This is a genomic window from Pseudomonas sp. HMWF032, assembly GCF_003060885.1.
GTDB lineage: Bacteria > Pseudomonadota > Gammaproteobacteria > Pseudomonadales > Pseudomonadaceae > Aquipseudomonas.
The window spans coordinates 46,423-69,176 of sequence record NZ_QAIG01000007.1 but is presented as its reverse complement, the minus strand read 5'-3'; the positions used below and the strand labels follow the sequence as shown (position 1 = coordinate 69,176).

Sequence of the window (22,754 nt, the reverse complement as noted above, 5' to 3'; positions counted from 1 at the left end):
CTGCCCCCCATGAATGCCCACCGAATTGGCTTCCTGCTTTGGCCCAACACCAAGCCCCTGACCCTGGCCTTGGCAGAAGAAGCGCTGCGCGTTGCCCAGCGCGTCCACCCCGAGGTGGTCTATGAGCTGGTGTTTCTGCAGGCTGAGGCACCGCTCGAAGGTGCATGGCGGCTTCCAGGGGAATCCTGGGTGGGTAAGCTGGAAGGCTGCCAGAAGCTCTTTCTGCTCGCCGACGAGCCGCCAGGGCCGATGCCGGCGGCACTCTCCGGCGCGCTCAAGCAACTGGTGCGCGGCGGTTGCGTGATCGGTGCGATTGCCGCCGGGGTCTACCCGCTGGCGCAGCTGGGCTTGCTCGATGGCTACCGCGCTTCGGTGCACTGGCGCTGGCAGGATGATTTCAGCGAGCGCTTCCCTAAAGTGATCGCCACCAGCCATCTGTTCGATTGGGACCGTGATCGCCTGACCGCCTGTGGCGGCCTGGCCGTGCTCGACCTGTTACTGGCCTTGCTGGCCCGTGATCACGGCGCCGAATTGGCCGGTGCGGTATCCGAAGAGTTGGTGGTCGAGCGTATCCGTGAGGGCGGTGAGCGTCAGCGCATTCCGCTGCAGAATCGTCTGGGCTCCAGCCACCCCAAGCTGACTCAGGCCGTGCTGCTGATGGAAGCCAATATCGAAGAGCCGCTGACCACCGACGAAATTGCCCAACACGTATGTGTTTCGCGCCGTCAGCTGGAGCGCATCTTCAAGCAATACCTCAACCGCGTACCCAGCCAGTACTACCTGGAACTGCGCCTGAATAAAGCGCGCCAATTGCTGATGCAAACCAGCAAATCGATCATTCAGATCGGCCTTTCCTGCGGCTTCTCCTCCGGCCCGCACTTCTCTAGCGCCTATCGCAATTTTTTTGGCGCCACCCCACGTGAAGACCGCAACCAACGGCGCAGCAACAGCCCATTCGAGCTGACGTCGACGCCCATCGAGCGCGGCTGAGTCTCCTTTCAGGGCATTCTGTTTCGATGAATCCTGTCCTTGCCGGTTGGTGGTAGCGGCGAGCAGTCGGCCGCCGCTTTGCGTAACAGGCGTTGGGTGGCGCTGACCAACCAGCAGGTGAGGATAAACGGCATGGTCAGCGCCGGTAGGCCGAGGGCGCTGAATCCCGGTTGCAACACCAGCGCCAGGGCGATACCAAGGGCTGGCAGCCAAGGGCGGCGATGCACCTGGCTGAGCGCGATGGCTGCCAGGGCGGTGTTATAGCCGTACAGGCCGGTGAGGGCGCTGTGCTGTGGCAACCCCAGGTACAACGCCAGCGCCAGTCCGCCCATTGAGCCGAGCAGTGCCCAGCAGGCGGCGCGTCGATCCGCCAGAAGCAGGCCAAGTAACAGGCCGACGCCGGCCAGTGGATGATCGAGGAAAATCACCTGGCCCAAGCCGCGCGCCATGGCGATCAGGCTGGCCCACCAGTCCAGTGGTTGTGCATTACTTGCTACGGCGTGTGTCAGATCAAGCTGCAGAACAGGTGCCAGCCACAGCAGCAGCCAGCTCAGGCCGACAAAAGGGAAGGTGAATGCAGGCAGCCACTGTCGTTCGCGCATGCGCCGCATCCAGGCGCTCAGCAGCAGGCTTGAGGCTCCGGCGCTGACGATGATCAGCAGCGGCAACAGCGCTGACCAGGCAAACTGCAGGCTGATCAGCATGCCCAGCAGAACCCCGTTGTAGCCGTACAAACCGAGTTCGATGTCGGCTTTGGTATAACCGCGACGCTGCGCCGTCAGGGTGCTGCTGAGACCACCGAGCAGGGCGCCGCCGAGTAGCTGTGGTGCGCCGATCGCAATCGCCAGGAGCACCAGCAAGCCGCAGCCGGGATGGGCTTGCAGAAAGATCTGGCTAAAACCGTTGAGCAGGGTGCGAAACCCCTGCAAGGCGTGGGTGGTGAGCGGTAATGGCGACATACAGACGAACCTGAATAAACAATCACCGGGGCTGGTAATAAAAAGAGGCACTCGCCGCGGGAACAGTGAGTGCCTGCAAAACTGGCAAAGCCAGCGTGGGACCCTACGAACCTGTAGCTGTTTAATGCAGGATTTCAATCCGCAGGCTGTTGGTGCTGCCCGGTTGACCGAACGGCTCGCCAGCAGTGATCACCACGGTGTCGCCGGTGTTGGCCAGGCCTGCGCTGCGGGCGGTTTCCAGGGCCGTGCGGGTGACTTCCTCGACCTTGCTCAGGCGTGCATTGACCACCGAATACACACCCCACGCCACGCTCAGGCGTCGCGCGGTTTCCAGGCTCGGCGTCAGGCTGAGGATCGGCGCTTTCGGCCGCTCGCGTGAAGCGCGCAGGCTGGAGTTGCCCGACTCGGTGTAGTTCACCAGCACGGCCACCGGCAGGATGCTGCTGATGCGGCGGATCGCGCAGCTGATTGCATCCGAGGCAGTGGCTTCGGCCTGCGGGCGGCTGACGTCGAGTTGGGCCTGGAAGTCCGGGCCGTTTTCCACCTGGCGGATGATCTTACTCATCATCTGCACGGCTTCCAGCGGGTAGTCGCCGGAGGCGGTTTCCGCCGAGAGCATGACTGCATCGGCGCCTTCGGCCACGGCGTTGGCCACGTCGGTAACTTCGGCGCGAGTCGGTGCAGGGGAGAAGCGCATGGACTCGAGCATCTGCGTGGCCACCACCACCGGCTTACCGAGCTGGCGGCAGGTGCGGATGATGTCGCGCTGGATGCGCGGCACGTTCTCGGCCGGCACTTCCACGCCCAGGTCGCCACGGGCGACCATGATTGCGTCGCACAGCTGGGTGATCGCTTCGAGGTGAATCACCGCAGACGGCTTCTCGATCTTGGCCATCAGGAAGGCGCGATCACCGATCAGCTGACGGGCTTCGACAATGTCTTCCGGGCGCTGCACAAACGACAGCGCCACCCAGTCCACGCCCAGCTCCAGGCCGAAGCTCAGGTCGCGGCGGTCTTTCTCGGTCAGCGGGCTCAGTTGCAGCACGGCTTCCGGCACGTTGACGCCCTTGCGGTCGGACAGCTCGCCACCGGCGATCACCTCGGTGATTACCGCATCGCTGTGCTTGGCGGTGACTTGCAGGCGCAGGCGGCCATCGTCGAGCAACAGACTCATGCCCGGCTGCAGCGCTTCGATGATTTCCGGGTGGGGCAGGTTGACCCGATTGACGTCACCCGGGGTGCTGTCGAGGTCCAGGCGCAGGGTCTGGCCGCGTTGCAGGTTGACCTTGCCCTCGGCAAAACGGCCGACGCGCAGCTTCGGCCCTTGCAGGTCCATGAGGATGCCGATTGGGGTGTTCAGCTGCTGCTCGACTTCACGCACCCAGTCGAAGCGCTGGGCGTGGTCGGCGTGTTCGCCGTGGCTGAAGTTGAGGCGGAACAGGTTGACCCCGGCCTCCACCAGCTGGCGGATGTCATCGATGGTTTTGATCGCGGGGCCAAGGGTGGCGAGGATTTTTACTTTCTTGTTGGCGTTCATTGGGCAGAGTTCTCAAGGATCAGAATGGCGCGAAAATCGTTGACGTTGGTACGTGTCGGCCCGGTGACGATCAGTTGATCGAGGGCGGCGAAGTAGCCGTAGCCGTTGTTGTTATCCAGTTCGTCGCGGCTGCTTAGCCCCAGCGCCGCGGCGCGGGCGTAGCTGTCGGGGGTCATAATGGCCCCGGCGTTGTCTTCCGAACCGTCGATGCCGTCGGTGTCGCCGGCCAGTGCATAGATGCCGGGCATGCCTTTGAGACTGTCGCTCAGGCTTAAGAGAAATTCGGCGTTGCGTCCGCCACGGCCATTGCCGCGCACGGTCACCGTGGTTTCGCCGCCGGAGAGAATCACGCAGGGCGCTTTGATCGGTTGACCATGCAGGCGCACCTGTTTGGCGATGCCGGCGTGCACCTTGGCGACTTCCCGCGATTCGCCTTCCAGATCACCGAGGATCAGCGTCGGCAAACCGGCGGCGTGGGCCTTGGCGGCCGCGGCGTCGAGGGATTGCTGCGGCCGGGCGATTAGCTGGAAGTGGCTGCGCGCCAGGCACGGATCGCCCGGTTTGACGGTTTCCGAGGCCGGGTTCTGCAGCCAGCTACGCACATTGGCTGGGATATCGATGCTGTAGCGCGCGAGGATCGCCAGGGCTTCGGCGGAGGTGGTCGGGTCGGCCACGGTTGGGCCGGAGGCGATCACCGTGGCTTCATCGCCCGGCACATCGGAAATTGCGTAGGTGTAGACGCTGGCTGGCCAGCTGGCCTTGGCCAGGCGGCCGCCCTTGATGGCAGAAAGGTGCTTGCGCACGCAGTTCATTTCGCCAATCGAGGCGCCGGATTTGAGCAGGGCTTTGTTAACCGCCTGCTTGTCTTTCAGGCTGATGCCTTCGGCGGGCAGGGCGAGCAGGGAAGAGCCGCCGCCGGACAGCAGAAAGATCACCCGGTCGGACTCGCTCAGGTTGCTGACCAGCTCCAATACGCGGCGCGCCACGCGCTCACCGGCGTCGTCCGGCACCGGATGGGCGGCTTCTACCACTTCGATTTTTTTGCAGTTGGCGCCGTGCTCGTAACGGGTGACCACCAGGCCAGAGACGTCGCCTTGCCATTCCTGCTCAATCACTTCGGCCATGGCCGCGGCGGCTTTGCCGGCACCGATCACGATAACGCGGCCGCTGCGATCTGCCGGCAGGTAGTCAGCCAGAACTTGGCGCGGGTGGGCGGCGTCGATGGCGCTGGCGAACAGTTCGCGCAGCAGAGACGTTGGATTGAAAGACGGATCGATGGACATGGCGATCTCTCTTGATAGGGCCGGAGCAAATTCTTATTGCTGAGCACGTTCGATTCTAGTGCGCAGCGCCCTGGGCCAAGACGCTGCGCACTGGAATCGACCCACCCGGCCGGCAGGCCGTGACACCGCCTGCCGGGCAGATCGAAAGGGTTGTGTAGGATGGGTTGAGCGAAGCGATACCCATCACGTGGTGTTGTTCCTCCGATGGGTATCGCAGGCTCAACCCATCCTACGGTGCTGCTTACTCACCACGGATGTTGAAGTTGGCCATATGCTCCAGGCCTTTGACCAACGCCGAGTGGTCCCAGTTGCTGCCACCGATGGCCGCACAGGTGCTGAACACTTGCTGGGCGTTGGCGGTGTTGGGCAGGTTAAGGCCCAGTTCGCGCGCGCCGGCCAAGGCCAGGTTGAGGTCCTTCTGGTGCAGGCTGATGCGGAAGCCTGGGTCGAAGGTGCCTTTGATCATGCGCTCACCGTGCACTTCAAGGATCTTCGAACCGGCGAAACCGCCCATCAGCGCTTCACGCACCTTGGCTGGATCGGCGCCATTCTTGGCGGCGAACAGCAGGGCTTCAGCCACAGCCTGGATGTTCAAAGCAACGATGATCTGGTTGGCGACCTTGGCGGTCTGACCGTCCCCGTTACCGCCAACGCGGGTGATGTTCTTGCCCATGGCCTGGAACAGCGGCAGCGCGCGTTCGAAGGCATTCGGGCAGCCGCCGATCATGATCGACAGGGTGGCCGCCTTGGCACCGACTTCACCGCCGGATACCGGCGCGTCGAGGTAGGCAGCGCCAGTGGCTTTGATCTTCTCGGCGAAGACCTTGGTGGCAGTAGGGGAGATCGAGCTCATGTCGATCACCACCTTGCCCGCGCCAACGCCTTCGGCGATGCCGTCCTTGCGGAACAGTACGTCTTCAACCTGCGGGGTATCCGGCACCATGACGATGATGAATTCGGCTTCCTGCGCCACTTCACGTGGGTTGGCCAGGCCGATGCCGTTGTCGCCGATCAGGTCGGCTGGAGCTTTTTCAAAATGCTCGGAGAAGAACAGGGTGTGCCCGGCTTTTTGCAGGTTCTGCGCCATAGGCTTGCCCATGATGCCGGTGCCGATAAATCCGATTTTTGCCATGAGAACTATCCTCTGATTCAGATTGCGTTATGCGCTTTCATCCAGCCGAGGCCGGCAGCGGTGGTGGTGGCCGGCTTGTATTCACAGCCGATCCAGCCCTGGTAGCCGATGCGGTCCAGGTGCTCGAAGAGGAAGCGGTAGTTGATCTCGCCCGTGCCCGGCTCGTTGCGGCCCGGGTTGTCGGCCAACTGCACATGGTTGATCACAGACAGATTGGCCTCGACGGTACGCGCCAGGTCACCTTCCATGATTTGCATGTGGTAGATGTCGTATTGCAGGTACAGGTTGCTGCTATCGACCTTGTCGCGAATGGCCAGCGCCTGCTTCGTGGTGTTCAGGTAGAAGCCGGGAATGTCGCGGGTGTTGATCATTTCCATGACCAGCTTGATGCCCGCGGCTTCGAGCTTGCCAGCGGCAAACTTGAGGTTGTCGACAAAGGTCTGCTCGACGGTGGCGCAATCAAGACCCTGCGGACGGATACCGGCCAGGCAGTTGATCTGTTTGTTGCCCAGCACCTTGGCGTAGGCGATGGCCTTATCGACACCGGCGCGGAACTCTTCAACGCGGTCGGGGTGGCAGGCGATACCACGCTCGCCCTTGGCCCAATCGCCGGCGGGCAGGTTGAACAGCACCTGCTCCAGACGGTTGGCATCCAGGCGTGCCTTGATCACTTCAGCCGGACAATCATAGGGAAACAGGTATTCGACACCGCTAAAGCCGGCATCGGCGGCAGCGTTGAAACGGTCCAGAAAGTCCACTTCGGTGAACAGCATGGACAGGTTGGCGGCAAAACGGGGCATGGTGTGCTCCTTGTCTTGCGCAGCCCGGATAAAGCATCCGGGCTGCTGGTTCAGAAGGCGATTTAGTCGAGCAGCGAGATGGCAGTCGGGGCGTCGACGCCGCGCTCGGCCAGTTCTTCGAACTCGTTGACGGCGTTGATTTCGGTACCCATGGAGATGTTGGTGACACGCTCCAGGATAATTTCCACCACCACCGGTACGCGGTGCTCGGCCATCAGGCGCTTGGCTTCGGCAAAGGCGTTTTGCAGTTCGTTCGGGTCAAACACGCGGATAGCCTTACAGCCCAGGCCTTCCACCACGGCAACGTGGTCAACACCGTAACCGTTGATTTCCGGCGCGTTGATGTTCTCGAACGCCAGCTGTACGCAGTAGTCGATCTCGAAGCCGCGTTGCGCCTGACGGATCAGCCCCAGGTAGGAGTTGTTCACCAGCACGTGGATGTACGGCAGGTTGAACTGCGCACCCACCGCCAGTTCTTCGATCATGAACTGGAAGTCATAGTCGCCAGACAACGCCACGACCTTGCGGGTCGGGTCGGCCTTGACCACACCCAGCGCTGCCGGAATGGTCCAACCCAGCGGGCCGGCCTGGCCACAGTTGATCCAGTGACGCGGCTTGTAGACGTGGAGGAACTGCGCACCGGCGATTTGCGACAGACCGATGGTGGTGACGTAGCAGGTGTCCTTGCCGAACGCTTCGTTCATCTCTTCATAGACGCGCTGCGGCTTGGCCGGCACGTTGTCGAAGTGGGTCTTGCGCTGCAGGGTGCGCTTGCGCTCGCGGCAGCTATCCAGCCAGGCGCTGCGATCTTTCAGTTTGCCGGCGGCTTTCCACTCGCGGGCCACTTCCAGGAACGCGTCCAGCGCCGAGCCTGCATCGGACACGATGCCCAGGTCCGGGTTGAATACACGGCCAATCTGCGTCGGTTCGATGTCGACGTGAATGAACGTGCGGCCTTCGGTGTAGACCTCAACCGAACCGGTATGGCGGTTGGCCCAGCGGTTACCGATACCGAACACCAGGTCGGAAGCCAGCAGGGTGGCGTTGCCGTAACGGTGTGAGGTCTGCAGACCGACCATGCCGACCATCAGCTTGTGGTCATCCGGGATCACGCCCCAACCCATCAAGGTCGGTACTACCGGCACGCCGGTCAGTTCGGCGAACTCCACCAGCTTGTCGGCGGCGTCGGCATTGAAAATACCGCCACCGGCAACCAGCAACGGGCGCTCGGCGTCGTTGAGCATGGCGATGGCTTTTTCCGCCTGCACCCGGTTGGCAGCCGGCTTGGCCAACGGCAGTGGCTCGTAGGCGTCGATATCGAATTCGATCTCGGCCATCTGGACGTCGAACGGCAAGTCGATCAGTACGGGGCCTGGACGACCGCTGCGCATTTCATAAAAGGCTCTCTGGAAGGCGCGCGGCACTTGGCCTGGCTCCATCACGGTAGTCGCCCACTTGGTCACCGGTTTGACGATGCTGGTGATGTCGACGGCCTGGAAGTCTTCCTTGTGCATACGGGCACGCGGGGCTTGACCAGTGATGCACAGAATTGGAATGGAGTCGGCCGATGCCGAGTACAGCCCGGTCACCATGTCAGTACCTGCAGGGCCGGAGGTGCCGATGCACACGCCGATATTGCCGGCATGGGTGCGGGTGTAACCCTCAGCCATGTGCGAGGCACCTTCGACGTGGCGAGCCAGGACGTGGTCGATACCGCCGACTTTTTTCAGTGCAGCGTACAGGGGGTTGATGGCGGCGCCGGGGATGCCGAACGCAGTGTCAACGCCTTCGCGGCGCATCACCAGTACGGCGGCCTCGATTGCTCTCATTTTGGCCATTTTCTTGTGCCTCGTTTGTTATCAGATTGTATACAAAAAAGCTGGCTTGGATTCTATTCATGGCCTGACCTTCTGGTCAACACGTTTTGTCGTCGAGGCGTTGCCTGGTAAAAAATCTTTTAAAACAAGCGTTTTAGCTGGGTTGCTTGATTTTGTGCGGAAAATATCTTGAATAAATGTATACAATCGATGCTTCTATTGTATTCGTCTATTGAGTTTTTTGTTTCTGGTGGGATAGTGGTGTCGAGCTTTGGATTGCCCGGTTGCTGTCAATCGCCCTGCAGGCAGCGCAGCACTGGGTGTTTCGTTGGATTTATCAGCATTGAGGAAGACCCAAGATGAGTACGTTGAATCTGCAAATCGCCACCACCATCAGTAATCGCGCCCTGGCGGTCGGCCGGGAAATTTCCGCCGCACCGCTGACCGTGGCCGTACTGGATGCCGGCGGACATCTGATCAGCCTGCAGCGCGAAGACGGCGCCAGCCTGCTACGCCCGCAAATTGCCATCGGCAAGGCCTGGGGGGCGTTGGCTCTGGGCAAGGGTTCGCGGCTGATCGCTGCCGACGCGCAGCAGCGCCCAGCGTTTATCGGCGCGGTAAACAACCTGGCAGACGGTCAGCTGGTGCCGGCACCGGGTGGTGTGCTGATTCGTGATGAGCGCGGCGAGGTGATTGGCGCAGTGGGCATCACCGGTGATACGTCGGATATCGATGAGCAGTGCGGGGTGAGCGCTGTTGAGTCGGTGGGGCTTAAGGCGGACGCGGGTATCGCCGCCTGACAGTGCACGGCTTGTGGGAGGGGCTTCAGCCGCGACAACTGCGCATAAAAGCGCGCCGCTAAAGCGCCTCCCACAGTGGTTTCAGGCAATAAAAAACGGTGAATGCTTTGCGGCATTCACCGTTTTTATTTATTGCGGCCTTAAACCAAGGGCAGGGCGGATAACCAGGCTTAGGCGTTGGTGACCTGCTCGGACGGGCTGGGTTGGGCTTCGTCGATCTCGCAGCCTTTGATCACCAGACGAATGATGGTCTGCGCGGCAGCTTCATAGTCGGCTTCGTCCAGGCTGGTTTTGCCGGTGACGGTGGAGATCTGCCAATCGAAGTCGGCGTAGGTCTGGGTCGCAGCCCAAATGCTGAACAGCAGGTGATGCGGGTCAACCTTGGCCATCAGGCCCTGGTCGATCCAGCCCTGGATGCAGGAAATATTGTGTTTGGCCTGCGCGTTCAGTTGCGCAGTCTGGTCGGCAGACAGGTGCGGTGCGCCGTGCATGATTTCGCTGGCGAATACCTTGGAGGCAAACGGCAGCTCGCGGGAGATGCGGATTTTCGAGCGGATATAAGCGCGCAGTACGTCGGCCGGTTTGCCCGGCTGGTTGAATGGCGCGGAGGCTTCCAGCAGCGGCTCGATAATGCTTTCGAGCACTTCGCGGTAGAGGTTTTCTTTCGACTTGAAGTAGTAGTAGACGTTGGGCTTGGGTACCCCAGCCTTGGCGGCGATATCGCTGGTTTTACTGGCAGCAAAGCCCTTGTCGGCGAACTCCTCGCTGGCTGCGCGTAAAATCAGCTCTCTGTTACGCTCGCGAATACTGGTCATAAGCCTCTTTGCTTTTGTCGAACGCCCGTCGCTGGGCTGCGCCGGGATGGTAGCACCGGCTTTGCGCGGCGCTCAAGGCTTGTGGCCTGGGCTCTGGCGGGCTATCTGACTTGCAGGTCAGGTTGTTGTATACAAAATTTATTTTTTCTGTTTTTATCTCGCCCCATGTATTCATAACAAAAAGTCTCGGCTCATTGAGCTCCAGGAGACACGTCGTGATCAATCAACTGGTTGACCCGTTCGGTCGACGTATCACCTACCTGCGCTTGTCAGTTACTGACCGCTGTGATTTTCGCTGCACCTACTGCATGAGCGAAAACATGGTGTTCACCCCACGTGAACAGATCCTTACCTTGGAGGAGCTGTATAGCGTGGCTGATGCCTTTATTGGTCTTGGGGTCAAACGTATCCGCATCACGGGCGGCGAGCCGCTGGTACGCAAGAATCTGCTCAGCCTGCTGAGCCGCCTGGGCCAGCGCCCGGAACTGGACGACCTGGCCATTACCACCAACGGCTCGCAATTGGCCGAGCTGGCGCCGCAACTGCATGCGGCTGGGGTCAAGCGCCTGAATGTCAGCCTGGATTCGCTGCAGCGCGAGCGCTTTGCTGCGTTTACTCGGCGCGACAAACTCGATCAGGTGCTGGACGGTATCGAGGTGGCCCGTGCTGCGGGTTTTCGCAAGATCAAACTCAACGCCGTGGTACAGAAAGACCGTAACGATGACGAAGTGCTCGACCTGCTCGAGTTCGCCATGGCGCGGGGCCTGGATATCAGTTTTATCGAAGAAATGCCGTTGGGCAGTATTTCCAGCCATCAGCGCGAGCAGACCTTCTGCTCGAGCGATGAAGTGCGTGAGCGCATCGAGCAGCGCCATGCTCTGGTGCGCAGCAGCAAGCTGACTGGCGGGCCGTCGCGCTATTGGCAAGTGGTCGGCAGCGACACCCAGGTTGGTTTTATCTCGCCTCATAGCCACAACTTCTGCGGCGACTGCAACCGCGTTCGCGTCACCGCAGAGGGCAAGCTGGTGCTCTGCCTGGGGCATGAAAATGCCTTGGATCTGAAGGGGTTGATGCGCGCCCACCCGGGTGACAGTCAACGCTTGCGCCAGGCCTTGCTCGATGCGCTGCAACTCAAGCCCGAACGCCACCACTTCCAGAGCGATGAGCAGGTTCAAGTCGTACGCTTTATGAGCATGACCGGCGGCTAGACCGCATCACTTGCCATTACCCACCCACGTCACACTTAACAGGAGGTTTGCTGTGAAGCTTTTGCACATCTGCAGTTTGCTCGCCGTAGTCTGTTCCACCGCCGTCCAGGCAGAAAGCTACGTGATAGGTGTCGAGAAATTGGCTTTCGCACCGCATTACAGTGTCGATGCACAAGGCCAGTACCAGGGCTTTGCGCGCGATTTATTCGATTTGTTTGCGCAAAAAAGCGGGATAGAGCTGAGCTACAAGGTGCTGCCGGTCGAGCAGTTGCTCCCTGCGTTGTTGGCGGGTCAAGTGGATCTGAAATATCCGGATAGCGAGACTTGGGCGCAGGCGCAAAAGACTGGTAAGTCACTGAGCTACAGCCAGGGCGTGGTCGAGTATGTCGATGGCGTGCTGGTTGCGCCACAGCGTCTGGGGCTGCCGGTTGAGCAGGTCAAGCGCCTGGCCATGGTCAATGGCTGGACACCCTGGGGCTATCAGGAGCGTATCGATGGCGGGCAGATTGAACTGACCTACAGCGATGACCTGCGCCAGATGATTCGCCAGGCGCTCAGGAAAGACACAGATGGCGCCTATTTCAACGTGGTGGTGGCCACTCATTACCTGGATAACATCAGGGCACGGCCAGGGGCACTGATCTTTGATCCGACATTGCCGCACAACCGGGGTAGCTTCAAGCTCTCGACGATCAAACAGACTCAGCTGATGCAACGTTTTGATCGCTTCTTGATCGAGTACCAGGCCGAAATCGCTGCGCTCAAGCAGCAGTATCGGGTCGAGGCTAACCTGGACCCCGAGCATATTGGCCTGGAGCAATGGAAATTAGACTTCCTGGAGCGGAAAAAACTCAAGGAGGCTCAATCGCAGTAGCCGAGTCCGGCAGTGCCAATGTGTGTGCGGTTCACGGTCTGGTGCGAATGGTGTTTCGGATGCAGTGTGCCGGCGTGAATTGCAATGGAGCATGCTCGCATTTCGGGCTTTAGGTTTTTGTTTCACTTTTGCCACGCGCTAAAAAACGGTGGATGGCACTGCCGCCATCCCCGTTTTTTGCGTTTGCCGCTTACCCAGCAAGCGCATGGTCATCCCGCTACTTAGAAATGGTATTTAACCAAGGCCTGCACGGCGGTTTGATCAAAACCATGGGTGGAACCGTCGATTGGTTTGATGCCGTATTTGTTGTGCCACATGTTCAGCTCGGTACCGACGTACAGTTTGCGGCCTTCACCGAATAGCGCTTTGCCCGCATCCCACTTGATCTGGATTGAGGAGCCGACCGAAGTCTGGGTGCCGGCATCCTTGGATGGGGCGCGCCAGTCGATGTAGCCGTCGACCACAAAGTCTTGTTCACCAATGGCAAACGGATAAGCGCCGTTCACTGTCAGCTGATAGGTGTGGCCGTTACCCTTGTCCGATGCCTTGAAGTCATGATCGAAGAAGATGTGGTTATTGACCTTCACTGCATACAGGTTGGCGTTCAGGTAGGCGAAGCCTGGAGCGTTCCAGGCGGTGCCAATGCCGTACAGGTAGTTCTCGGTGCCAGGGCCGCCGTTACCTTTTTCATAGGTAAAGGCTGCGTAGACATCCTTCAGCGGGCCTGCGGACAGATCCTGGCCGGTGAGCCAGCTGAGGCTGACGCGTGGCGAGAATTCCATGTAGTAGAAGCTGCTCTTCTCCTTGACGCTCAAGTTGCCGAAGTTGCTTCCACGTGCCTGCCGGTTGTCAGCGTCTACGTAGTCGAGGAAGAAGAACGTGTCGCCCCACGTCCAGCCGCTGGCGTTTTCCAAGGTGAAGGTGCTTTGCGAACGCTGCTCTTCGGCGTTGTTGTTCAGGCGCTGGAAGTTGCTGCCATAAAGGTAGGAGAGGCTAGTGTCTTGCCAAAGAAAGGCACCCTCGGCGAAGGCGTGCTGGCCGGTAAACAGACCGGCTGAGAGGGCGATGCAATGGGGCAGGTGCTTCAGTTTCATCACGTTTTCCTTATTGTGGATTTACAAGGTTGCTCGTCTCTGCGGCAAGCCGCAAAACCAGACAGTGGATCAAGCGGAGAAACGGTAAATCAGTCGTGTACGCGGGAACTGCGTATGGGCAGGCGGTGCTTGGCATCGCGGCAGTTGTTGGGGGCTTGCCGCCCCGCTGGAAAGCGACTGCGCGGCGGGGTGAAAAACTGAGATGTGCTGGCTGTGGCGTTGTATGCCAGCGGAGTCCAGGCGTGACTGGGGTATGGATGCTGCGAGCGTGGTCATGTCATAGCCTGCCAGTTGTTGTTCTTGGTCATTGGCTTACACGAGGCTTCACGGTGCCTCCAGCTGATCAGGCAGGAAGTTGTCCTGCGGGTCAGAAGGGTCTAACTATAACAATTTGTTTACAGCCTTTAAAACAATTTATTTAAACATTGTGCACAAAAAGTAGGTGTCGACGAAGTTGCCTGCAGGCCACGTCAGTCGTGGTCTACAACAATGTTGGAGAGGGTTTACGAGGGGAGGTCGAGGGCTTGGGGTGGGTGTGTCTGGTGCACAAAAGCAGCGCATAAGGGACAGCCAAAGCCGCATCCGAGGATGCGGCTTTTTGTTAATCAGTTGATTTGTGCGCCTTGGTCGATCCATGAGCCGATCAGCTCGCGTTCTTCCTGGGTCATCTGGGTGATGTTGCCCAGCGGCATGATCTGTGAAGCCACGCTTTGCGCATGAATCTTTGCGGCTTGCGCTTTGATCTGCTCAGGGGTGTCGAGCATGAAGCCGGCCGGTGGTGCGCTGAACAGTGGGCTGCTCGGTGTGGCCGAGTGACAGACGCTGCAGCGTTCCTGAATCACGCTGCTGACCTTAGCAAACTCGACAGCTGCTACCGCTGGTGCGGTGGCTGCTGGCTCAGCAGGTGTGCTGGCGGGTTCAGCTGCCTTCGCTACCTGCGGATTACCGCTTACGGCAGTGGCCGGAATTTTTGCATAGGTAATAGCGGCTGCTTGGGGCGCTTCGGTGCTGGCGGCTTTCATGCTCGGCCCGGTGACAAACGCCAGGCAGATCATGCCCAGTGCGGCGGCAGGTAGAGTCCAGACGTATTTGCTGCTGTCATGGCGGGTGTTGAAGTAGTGGCGTACCAGGACCGCTAGCATCGCGATGCCCGCCAGAATCAGCCAGTTGTATGGGCTGCCGTAGGTGCTCGGGAAGTGGTTGCTGATCATGATGAACAGCACCGGCAGGGTGAAGTAGTTGTTGTGGCGTGAACGCAGCAGGCCTTTGGCTGGGAGGGTCGGGTCCGGCGTGGTGTTGTCTTCGATGGCCTTAACCAGCGCGCGCTGGGCCGGCATGATGGTGAAGAACACGTTGCCGACCATGATGGTGCCGATGATCGCGCCGACATGGATATAGGCAGCGCGGCCGCTGAATATCTGGCTGAAGCCATAAGCGGCCGCGATGATCAGCACGAACAGCACGGCGCCAAGCAGGGCCGGGCGCTTGCCCAGCGGCGAGTCGCAGAGGAAGTGATACGCCACATAGCCCGCCACCATCGAACCGAAGCCAATGGCAATGGCCATTTCCGGGGCCAGATCAACGCCCGGTTTAACCAGGTACAGGCTCGGGTTGAGGTAGTAGACCACCAGCATCAGTGCCACACCCGACAGCCAGGTGAAATAGGCTTCCCATTTAAACCAGTGCAGGTTTTCCGGCATTTTGGGCGGAGCCAACTTGTACTTTTCCAGGTGGTAGATACCGCCACCGTGAATCGCCCAGAGGTCACCCGACAGGCCTTCGCGCGGGTTGCTGCGGTTGAGGTTGTTTTCCAGCCAGACGAAATAGAAGGATGCGCCGATCCAGGCGATGCCGGTGATCATATGGATCCAGCGGATGCCCAGGTTCAGCCATTCAGTCAAATGCGCTTCCACAATCAGTACCTCTTTCCCAGTGCCGGCACGCCGATGCTGGGCTTCTCTTATTGGTGGGGGGCGAGGAGCAGTTGCTCGTCGTCGGTAAAGAAATGCTCATCGCAGTTGTTGCCAGAACCACTGCGATCAACCACCAGGAAGTCATCCCGCTTTTCGATCGTCAGCACCGGGTGGTGCCAAACGCCGCGATGGTAATTAATGCCCTGCCTGCCGTTGCTGCGGAAGGCGCGGACCAACTCTGATTCAGGTGCATCGCCAAGTGGCGCGACCACGATCAGAAAGGGGTTGCCGAGCAGTGGGATAAACGCCTGACTGCCCTGCGGATGGCGCTCCAGCATGCGAATGGTCAGCGGCATATCCAGTGCCTCGGCACTGAAGATGCTGATGATCGCCTTATCCTCTGGCTGTGCGGTCTCGACCGTAGCCAGTTTGTGATAACGGCGAGTGGAGCCATTGTTGATCATGAAGTACTCGCTGCCTTCGGTTTCGATAACGTCACCAAAGGGGGCGAAGGCTTCTTTGCTCAGCGGCTCGATGATCAATGTGCGCATGTGGGTCTTCTTGTTCGTTCGTTTATGCCCCTCTCCCAATGGGAGAGGGGTTTAATGGCTTACTTGGCGACTTTGCCGAACAGGCGCAGACGGCTGATGCCACCGTCCGGGAACACGTTCACCCGTACGTGGGTGATTGGGCCGAGGGCGTTGATCTGCTCGCTGAACTCGTGTTCGGCGTGCATTTGCAGCTTCTGGCTTGGCAGCAGCTCGCGCCAGAACAGGCTCTGGGTTTCGATCTGGCTGTCGGTGCCGCCTTTGACGAAGGCGCCCTGGATCGAGCAGCTGTCCGGGTAGTTGCCTTTGAAGTGCAAGGTATCGACGACGATGCGCTCGATTTCGCCCGGATGGCCGAGGGCGACAATCACCCAGTCGTTACCTGGCGTACGGCGGCGTGCAGTTTCCCAGCCGTCGCCCATGTTGATGCCACGGCCCGGATTGAGGATGTTGCTCATGCGGCCGAAGTGCTCATCCGAGCAGGCCAGCGCACGCCCGCCATTAAGTGCGGAAGCCAGGTCAACTTCTTCGTTGTCACCTACGTTCGACCAGTCACGGAACGGTACGCCGTAGACGCGTAGACGAGCGACGCCACCGTCCGGGTAGATGTTGAAGCGCAGGTGGGTGAAGGCCTGGGCGTTATTGATTTCGTGGTAGTGGTGGCTGTTGCCTTGCAGCTCGACTGCGGCCAGTACTTCAGTCCACTCGGTGGCGTCGGTCGGGTCGCCTTCAGCGACAAAGCAGCCTTCCAGGGATGCCGACGGCGGGAAGTTACCGGTGAAGAAGCTGGTGTCGATGTCCACACCCTTGATCGAGCCCGGTACGCCCAGGCGGATCACCGCGCTGTCGTAACCTTCGAAGCGCTTGCGGCGCGACTCCCAGCCATCCATCCACTTGCCGTTGTCATCGAACACGCCCTCCTTCCATACGGCCGGAGTCGGCTGGAACAGACGGTTGACGTCGGCGAACCAGTCGTCGGTGACCGAGATGGCCTTGGTGCCCAGGCGTGCGTCGGCGAGGTTGACGTATTTCTCAAAGGGTACGGCGTAAGCTTTCATGAAATGTCTGCCTTAGTGGTGGCGTTGGGGAGGGCGGTGGGCTTGCGGCCTACAGCTGCTGCAAGCGGAACAGCGCGATCTTGTTGATCTCGGCCAGGGCGCAGGCGAATTCCTGCTCCGGGGAGTTGTGAATCCGCTCCTCGAAGGCCGCCAGGATCTGGTGCCGATTGCTGCCTTTCACCGCCATGATGAAGGGGAAGCCGAACTTGGCCTTGTAGGCATCGTTCAGTTCGGTAAAGCGGGCGAACTCTTCTGCGGTGCATTCATGAATGCCCGCACCAGCCTGCTCCGACGTCGAAGAGGCAGTTAACTCACCACGAACGGCTGCCTTGCCGGCCAGATCCGGGTGAGCATTGATCAGCGCCAGCTGTGCAGCGTGGCTGGCACTGAGCAACAGGTCGGCCATGCGCTGATGCAGGCCGTTGATTTCGTCGATGCTGGCGTCCGGGCTCCCGGCGTCCTGGCTTAGGTCAAAAGCCTTCTCGGCGACCCAGGGCGAGTGCTCGTAGATATCGGCGAAGACGTTGACGAAGTCTTCACGGCTCAAACGGGACGGGGTCAGGGTTTGAAAACGGCTCATTTCGAGCTCTCCTTGGATGGCTCTTGCAGCGGATGGGTCGCGTACCAGTGTTTGGCAATGTCGACGCGGCGGGCGCACCAGACTTGTTCGTGGCTTTGCACGTATTCAAGGAAGCGCGCCAGTGATGCCAGACGCGCCGGACGGCCGAGCAGGCGGCAATGCATGCCGATCGAAAGCATCTTCGGCGCGCCGGCCACGCCTTCGGCGTAAAGCACATCGAAGGCGTCTTTCAGGTATTCGAAGAAGTCATCGCCCTTATTGAAGCCCTGCACCTGGGTGAAACGCATGTCGTTGGTGTCGAGTGTGTAAGGGATCACCAGGTGTGGTTTGTCCAGGGTGCTGGCCGGGTCCCAGTAGGGCAGGTCATCGTCGTAGGTGTCGCTGTCATACAGAAAGCCACCTTCTTCACGGACCAGGCGGCGAGTGTTCGGCCCGAGGCGGCCGGTGTACCAGCCCACCGGGCGTTCGCCAGTCAATTCAGTCAGGATGCGGATGGCTTCGAGCATATGCTCGCGCTCTTCGGCCTCGCTCATGTTCTGGTAGTCGATCCAGCGGTAGCCGTGGCTGCAGATCTCGTGGCCTGCGTCGACCATCGCCTTGATCGCATCTGGATGACGCTGCGCGGCCATGGCCACGGCAAAAATGGTCAGCGGGATGTTGTGCTTCTGAAACAGGTTAAGCAGACGCCAGACGCCGGCACGGCTGCCATACTCGTAGAGCGATTCCATGCACAGGTTGCGCTGCCCCTGCAGCGGTTGCGCTGCCACCATCTCCGAGAGAAACGCCTCGGATTCCTTATCGCCGTGCAGGATGTTGCGTTCACCGCCTTCTTCATAATTGAGAACAAACGACAGGGCGATGCGTGCATCGTTGGGCCAGTGCGGATGGGGCGGGTTGTTGGCATAACCGATCAGGTCGCGTGGGTAGTCAGCGCTCACTGCAGTCTTCCTTCTTGCTGTTTGTGGCGGTCATTGGGCAGGCATGGATACGCTGCACGACCGTGATGGGCTAATTGTATACAAAGTGATCTGCATCTTGTAAATCGAAAGTTCACTTATTTTGTGAAAAAGTGCGTTGTCGACGAATTTGTCCAGGGCGTCAGGAGTTTTACGATAAAACCAGAGCTGGCAAGCGCTTATCCATGATTTAGGTTTGCTTTAAGCCGACTCTTAAAGCATAAATATCGAATTATTGTGTACAATTATTGGTGCGAATGTCTTATTCTCTGGTTCAGATGCTCTGCTGAGCAGTCGTTACGGCTGCTGCTCTGACTGCTCTGGCGAATTTAAATAAAAGTAGAGGAGGTGCGGCGTCTGTGCTGGCCGGTTCAGGCAGATGCCCATATGCAATGGGACGATTGACTACACACGTACTGGATGCTGCCCACGGTTGCCCTGGCAGCGAACTGAAGATCGAACTGTATCGCGTTGAAGGGGCTCAGCTAGAGCTGCTGACCAGCGTAGTCACCAACCACGATGGGCGCTGTGATGCCCCGGTGCTACAAGGTGAAGACTACCGCAGCGGGGTTTACCAGCTGCATTTCCATGCGGGCGACTATTACCGTGCGCGCGGCGTCAAATTGCCTGAGCAGGCTTTTCTGGATGTGGTAGTGCTGCGCTTTGGTATCGATGCTGCTCAGGAGCATTACCACGTGCCGTTGCTGATTTCTCCGTACAGCTATTCCACCTATCGCGGTAGCTGAACCGAATGCTTGTCACCCTCTGACTCAATTTAAGAGTCCCTAGCCCGTCCACACTGCGGGCTTTTTTTGGCCTGCGATTTGAGGGGCTGAGTAGGGCGGGGGAGGTGCGCGAAGCCCAGGACTTCGGACTTCGCGAGTTCAGTCTTAACGTCAGCGACTAAGCAGCGATGCAGCGCCAGCAGCGCCGAACAAGGCAGCACTGATGCGGTTGAACCACACCTGGCCCTTGCCCGAGCGCAGGTAATGCGCGGCGCCTTGGGCGCTGAGGCCATAGAACAGCTTGCAGGCCAGATCCAACGCCGCCCAGGTGGCGATCATTACCAGCAACTGACTAAGCATGGGCCGTTCGGCGTTGATAAACTGCGGCAGAAAGGCGGCAAAGAACAGGATGTCCTTAGGGTTGCTGGCACCCAGACCAAAGGCCTTCCAGAACATGCCGCGAACGCTCGGGTTAACCGGCTGCTCTTCGGCCGTCACCGGCTTGGCGGTTTTGCGTGATTCCTGCCAGTTCTGCCAGGCGAGGTAGAACAGATAGAGCGCGCCGACAATCTTCAACAGGCTGAACAGCTGCTCGGACGCCAGCAGCAGCGCACCCAGCCCCAGCGCCGATGCGCTGAGCAGGCAGATGGACGCCGATACACCACCCAGAAACGCTGGGGCCGAGCGACGCAGGCCGTAGTTCAGGCTGTTGCTGACCATCAGCAGCGACAGTGGCCCCGGGATCAGGATCACGATCAAGGCGGCGCTGCTGAACAGCAGCCAGGTTTCCAGACTCATTGCGCATTTCTCCACATATGCAAAAGCCCCGACGCAGTGCGCAGGGGCTCGGGTGCTCGTCAGTAAACCTTACAGGAAGATGAACTTGGCGAGGCAGATCGCCGCCAGTGCGTACAGGCTGATGGTGATTTCTTTATAGCGACCGGTAAACAGTTTCAGTGCCACGAAGGTGATAAAGCCCAGCGCCAGACCATCGGTAACCGAGAAGGTTAGCGGCATCATCACCACGGTGATGATGGCCGGGATGGTGTTGGTGTGGTCTTCCCAGTCGATGTGCGCCATGCCGCTCATCATCAGCATCGCAACATAGATCAGCGCGCCAGCAGTGGCGTAAGCCGGGATCATGCCAGCCAGTGGGGCGAAGAACATCGCGGCGATAAACAGCACGCCGACGGTGACTGCGGTCAGGCCAGTACGACCACCGGCTGCAACGCCGGCGGCACTTTCCACGTAGCTGGTGACAGGCGGGCAGCCGACCAGGGCACCCAGTGCACTAGAGGTACTGTCGGCTTTCATCGCCTTGCTGAGGTTTTCGATATGACCGTTCTCATCCACCAGCTTGGCGCGTTGCGCAACACCCATCAGGGTGCCGGCGGTGTCGAACATGTGCACGAAGAGGAAGGCCAGAATCACGCTGATCATGCCCACTTCGAAGGCACCTGCTACATCCATCGCCAGCCAAGTTGGGGCCAGACTCGGTGGCATAGAGAACAGGCCGCCGTATTCGACCATACCCAAACCCCAGCCAGCCAGGGTGACGGCGAGGATGCTGATAAGGATGCCGCCGAACACGCGGTGGTACTCAAGAATGGCAATCATCAGGAAGCAGATGGCCGCCAACAGAGGGCCGGCGCTGGTCAGGTCGCCTAACTTGATCAGGGTTGCCGGACTGGCGACTACGATACCAGCGGTTTTCAGGCCGATCAGCCCAAGGAATAGACCAACCCCTGCGCCCATGGCGAAACGCAAGCTGCTGGGGATGCTGTTAAGCAGCCATTCGCGGATCCGCGAGAAGGTCAGGATCATAAACAGCACGCCAGATAGGAACACTGCACCGAGCGCGGTTTCCCAGCTGTAGCCCATCTCGCCGACTACGGTGTAGGTAAAGAAAGCGTTTAGGCCCATGCCTGGTGCCAGGCCGACTGGCCAGTTGGCATACAGGCCCATCAGGAAGCAGCCGACTGCAGCTGCCAGGCAGGTAGCCACAAAGGCTGCGCCATGGTCGATGCCGGCATCGGCCATGATGTTGGGGTTGACGAAGATGATGTAGGCCATGGTGATAAAAGTGGTCAGGCCGGCGGCCAGCTCGGTCTTGATTGTGGTGCGGTGCTGGCTGAGTTTGAACAGGCGTTCAATTAAACCAGCGCCTGGCGGGGTCACTGCGTAGGTTGCGTGTTGTTCTTGTTTAGCGCTTTCCACAGGGGTGCTCCTCATCTCTTGTTGTGTGCCACCCAGAGCCTGTGCTGCGCACTGCTCGACTCTTGAGGTAGGTGGTGCTTTAGGGCTTGCTGGCGCGCTTAGCTGACTTTCTGGTCAATAAATCGCACTGCGCCGATTATGATGTTGTATACAAAAAAAGCAAATAATGTTTCTTTTTAAAATAAAGGATGTACTCGGTTTTTATCTATGCAAAACAGATGAGTTACCGAGATCACGGTGGCCGGGGTTAGAGAAAGGCGGGCGAAACCTGCCAAGTGCCCATTTCTCCTGGCTTGGCGCAACATCTGTCGTACACCACAAGACGTTTACGGTGATGCGCAGGTGGCTTTTGTGCAGAGAAGATGTATGCCGCGAGCGGTGTTCTTTCCTGCTGCGCGCGCAGCCCTGTGCACCAAGGCCAGAAAAGGTCTGCTAATGCACAATTGCAGGGGTGTTATGCCGTGATGGCTGTGTACGCGCTGATCACATTGTGTACAATGCAATGGCTTTTATCTGTGACTTTTCACTGACTTACCTTGCCAACCAGTGGGTAACACACAGTAGAGTTGCATCAGCAACGCCGAATCCAGATCACGCGAGCCACAATGAACGAACAATTGCAGCCCCTAAAGAAGCAGACGCGCGAAGGCAAAAGCACTCGCAGCGGGACTCAGGACGATGTCGTTTACGCCCATATCTTTGATGCCATTCTTGAGCAGCGTCTGGCGCCTGGCACCAAGCTCAGTGAAGAGGCGCTCGGTGAAATCTTCGGCGTCAGTCGCACCATCATCCGCCGTGCACTGTCGCGCCTGGCCCATGAAGGGGTGGTGCTACTGCGCCCGAACCGTGGTGCGGTAGTGGCCAGCCCGGGGGCGGAAGAAGCCCGGCAGATCTTCTATGTGCGGCGGATGATCGAGCGCGCGATTACCGAACTGGCCTGCAAGAATGCCAAGCCTGAGCAGATTGCCGCGCTGCGCCAGATGGTGATCAATGAGCGCGACTGTTTCGCCCGTGGTGACCGTGGCATGGGTATTCGTCTGTCCGGTGAGTTCCACCTGAAGCTCGCCGAAGCGGCTGGCAACTTGACCTTGCTGGGCTTTCTGCGCAGCCTGATTTCGCAGACCTCACTGATCATCGCCTTGTACGAAAGCAACAGTCGCACTCATTGTTCGGATGCCGAGCATGATCAGGTCATCGATGCGATTGAAGCCGGCAATGTGGATGTGGCGGTCGACCTGATGATGCGTCATATGGACAGTGTGGATGCGAAGCTCAATCTGGATGGCGAAACCGCATCAGACGACTTGCATGCAGTGTTTTCCCACTTATTGCCCAGCGGGAAGAAAAAAGCGTCAGGCCGCTAATTCGGCCGTGAGTTCACCACAATAAAAAGCCCCGCTTATGCCAAGCCGTTGGGTTAATCTGTTGAAAAATTTAGCCGTTATTTC

Annotated in this window: 21 protein-coding genes; 6 read left to right on the top strand and 15 right to left on the bottom strand. The window is 59.3% G+C overall.

The genetic code is table 11. The annotated features are described in order from the left end of the window. Positions 1–9 precede the first annotated feature (9 nt). The gene (argR, locus tag DBR00_RS11315) at positions 10–990 is read left to right on the top strand and encodes a transcriptional regulator ArgR (protein ID WP_108486437.1); all 981 of its coding nucleotides are present in this window, start codon (positions 10–12) and stop codon (positions 988–990) included. Between the two features lie 8 nt (positions 991–998). Here argR and DBR00_RS11310 read toward each other — a convergent pair whose 3' ends face one another. The 6 genes from DBR00_RS11310 to gcl form a co-directional block, all read right to left on the bottom strand. After that, on the bottom strand, positions 999–1,949 hold the full coding sequence (locus DBR00_RS11310) for an urea transporter (protein ID WP_108486436.1): 951 nt from the start codon (positions 1,947–1,949) through the stop codon (positions 999–1,001). A 121-nt stretch (positions 1,950–2,070) separates the two neighbouring features. Then, positions 2,071–3,486, bottom strand: coding sequence for a pyruvate kinase (gene pyk, locus DBR00_RS11305; RefSeq protein ID WP_108486435.1), 1,416 nt, complete (start codon positions 3,484–3,486; stop codon positions 2,071–2,073). Next, positions 3,483–4,769 carry a glycerate kinase gene (locus tag DBR00_RS11300; protein ID WP_108486434.1) on the bottom strand — a complete coding sequence of 429 codons (1,287 nt, stop codon included), beginning with the start codon at positions 4,767–4,769 and terminating at the stop codon, positions 3,483–3,485. Before DBR00_RS11300 ends, pyk begins: the two co-directional genes overlap by 4 nt. A 241-nt stretch (positions 4,770–5,010) precedes the next feature. After that, a complete protein-coding gene (locus DBR00_RS11295; RefSeq protein WP_108486433.1) occupies positions 5,011–5,901 on the bottom strand; it encodes a 2-hydroxy-3-oxopropionate reductase in 891 nt (296 codons plus the stop codon). Positions 5,902–5,918: 17 nt separating this feature from the next. After that, positions 5,919–6,701 carry a hydroxypyruvate isomerase gene (gene hyi, locus DBR00_RS11290; protein ID WP_108486432.1) on the bottom strand — a complete coding sequence of 261 codons (783 nt, stop codon included), beginning with the start codon at positions 6,699–6,701 and terminating at the stop codon, positions 5,919–5,921. Between the two features lie 62 nt (positions 6,702–6,763). Continuing rightward, positions 6,764–8,539, bottom strand: coding sequence for a glyoxylate carboligase (gene gcl, locus DBR00_RS11285; RefSeq protein ID WP_108486431.1), 1,776 nt, complete (start codon positions 8,537–8,539; stop codon positions 6,764–6,766). A gap of 338 nt (positions 8,540–8,877) precedes the next feature. On the opposite strand from gcl, the gene DBR00_RS11280 reads away from it, so the two are divergent. Beyond that, complete coding sequence (locus DBR00_RS11280; protein ID WP_108486430.1) at positions 8,878–9,318, top strand: heme-binding protein; 441 nt, start codon at positions 8,878–8,880, stop codon at positions 9,316–9,318. A 170-nt stretch (positions 9,319–9,488) separates the two neighbouring features. Here the strand turns inward: DBR00_RS11280 and DBR00_RS11275 are convergent, their stop codons facing one another. Next, positions 9,489–10,133: a TetR/AcrR family transcriptional regulator gene (locus DBR00_RS11275; RefSeq protein ID WP_108486429.1), complete on the bottom strand. Its 645-nt coding sequence runs from the start codon at positions 10,131–10,133 to the stop codon at positions 9,489–9,491. Positions 10,134–10,348: 215 nt separating this feature from the next. Between DBR00_RS11275 and moaA the strand changes: the two genes are divergently transcribed. Continuing rightward, complete coding sequence (gene moaA, locus DBR00_RS11270; RefSeq protein WP_371920650.1) at positions 10,349–11,341, top strand: GTP 3',8-cyclase MoaA; 993 nt, start codon at positions 10,349–10,351, stop codon at positions 11,339–11,341. Positions 11,342–11,393: 52 nt separating this feature from the next. Next, complete coding sequence (locus tag DBR00_RS11265; RefSeq protein ID WP_108486427.1) at positions 11,394–12,215, top strand: ABC transporter substrate-binding protein; 822 nt, start codon at positions 11,394–11,396, stop codon at positions 12,213–12,215. Positions 12,216–12,436: 221 nt separating this feature from the next. On the opposite strand, the gene DBR00_RS11260 is transcribed toward DBR00_RS11265, so the two are convergent. The 6 genes from DBR00_RS11260 to puuE form a co-directional block, all read right to left on the bottom strand. After that, a complete protein-coding gene (locus DBR00_RS11260) occupies positions 12,437–13,309 on the bottom strand; it encodes an outer membrane protein OmpK (protein ID WP_108486426.1) in 873 nt (290 codons plus the stop codon). 605 nt (positions 13,310–13,914) lie between these two features. Further along, on the bottom strand, positions 13,915–15,222 hold the full coding sequence (locus DBR00_RS11255) for a urate hydroxylase PuuD (RefSeq protein WP_108486425.1): 1,308 nt from the start codon (positions 15,220–15,222) through the stop codon (positions 13,915–13,917). Between the two features lie 47 nt (positions 15,223–15,269). Then, entirely contained in the window at positions 15,270–15,773 is a 504-nt protein-coding gene (locus DBR00_RS11250) for an ureidoglycolate lyase (RefSeq protein ID WP_108486424.1), read from the bottom strand. Positions 15,774–15,832: 59 nt separating this feature from the next. Continuing rightward, positions 15,833–16,828 (bottom strand): allantoicase, encoded by a 996-nt coding sequence (gene alc, locus DBR00_RS11245; protein ID WP_108486423.1) that lies wholly within the window; start codon positions 16,826–16,828, stop codon positions 15,833–15,835. 49 nt (positions 16,829–16,877) lie between these two features. Beyond that, positions 16,878–17,408 (bottom strand): 2-oxo-4-hydroxy-4-carboxy-5-ureidoimidazoline decarboxylase, encoded by a 531-nt coding sequence (gene uraD, locus DBR00_RS11240; protein ID WP_108486422.1) that lies wholly within the window; start codon positions 17,406–17,408, stop codon positions 16,878–16,880. Then, positions 17,405–18,346 carry an allantoinase PuuE gene (puuE, locus tag DBR00_RS11235; protein WP_108486421.1) on the bottom strand — a complete coding sequence of 314 codons (942 nt, stop codon included), beginning with the start codon at positions 18,344–18,346 and terminating at the stop codon, positions 17,405–17,407. The genes uraD and puuE overlap by 4 nt, the downstream gene beginning before the upstream one ends. Positions 18,347–18,726: 380 nt before the next feature. On the opposite strand from puuE, the gene uraH reads away from it, so the two are divergent. Continuing rightward, complete coding sequence (gene uraH, locus DBR00_RS11230) at positions 18,727–19,110, top strand: hydroxyisourate hydrolase (RefSeq protein WP_177479977.1); 384 nt, start codon at positions 18,727–18,729, stop codon at positions 19,108–19,110. Positions 19,111–19,260: 150 nt separating this feature from the next. Here the strand turns inward: uraH and DBR00_RS11225 are convergent, their stop codons facing one another. Both DBR00_RS11225 and DBR00_RS11220 read right to left on the bottom strand, forming a co-directional pair. Then, positions 19,261–19,887, bottom strand: a complete 627-nt coding sequence (locus tag DBR00_RS11225; protein WP_108486419.1) for a LysE family translocator — start codon at positions 19,885–19,887, stop codon at positions 19,261–19,263. A gap of 69 nt (positions 19,888–19,956) precedes the next feature. Beyond that, the gene (locus DBR00_RS11220) at positions 19,957–21,306 is read right to left on the bottom strand and encodes an NCS2 family permease (protein ID WP_108486418.1); all 1,350 of its coding nucleotides are present in this window, start codon (positions 21,304–21,306) and stop codon (positions 19,957–19,959) included. 605 nt (positions 21,307–21,911) lie between these two features. Between DBR00_RS11220 and DBR00_RS11215 the strand changes: the two genes are divergently transcribed. After that, positions 21,912–22,670 carry a GntR family transcriptional regulator gene (locus DBR00_RS11215; RefSeq protein WP_108486417.1) on the top strand — a complete coding sequence of 253 codons (759 nt, stop codon included), beginning with the start codon at positions 21,912–21,914 and terminating at the stop codon, positions 22,668–22,670. Positions 22,671–22,754: the final 84 nt, after the last annotated feature.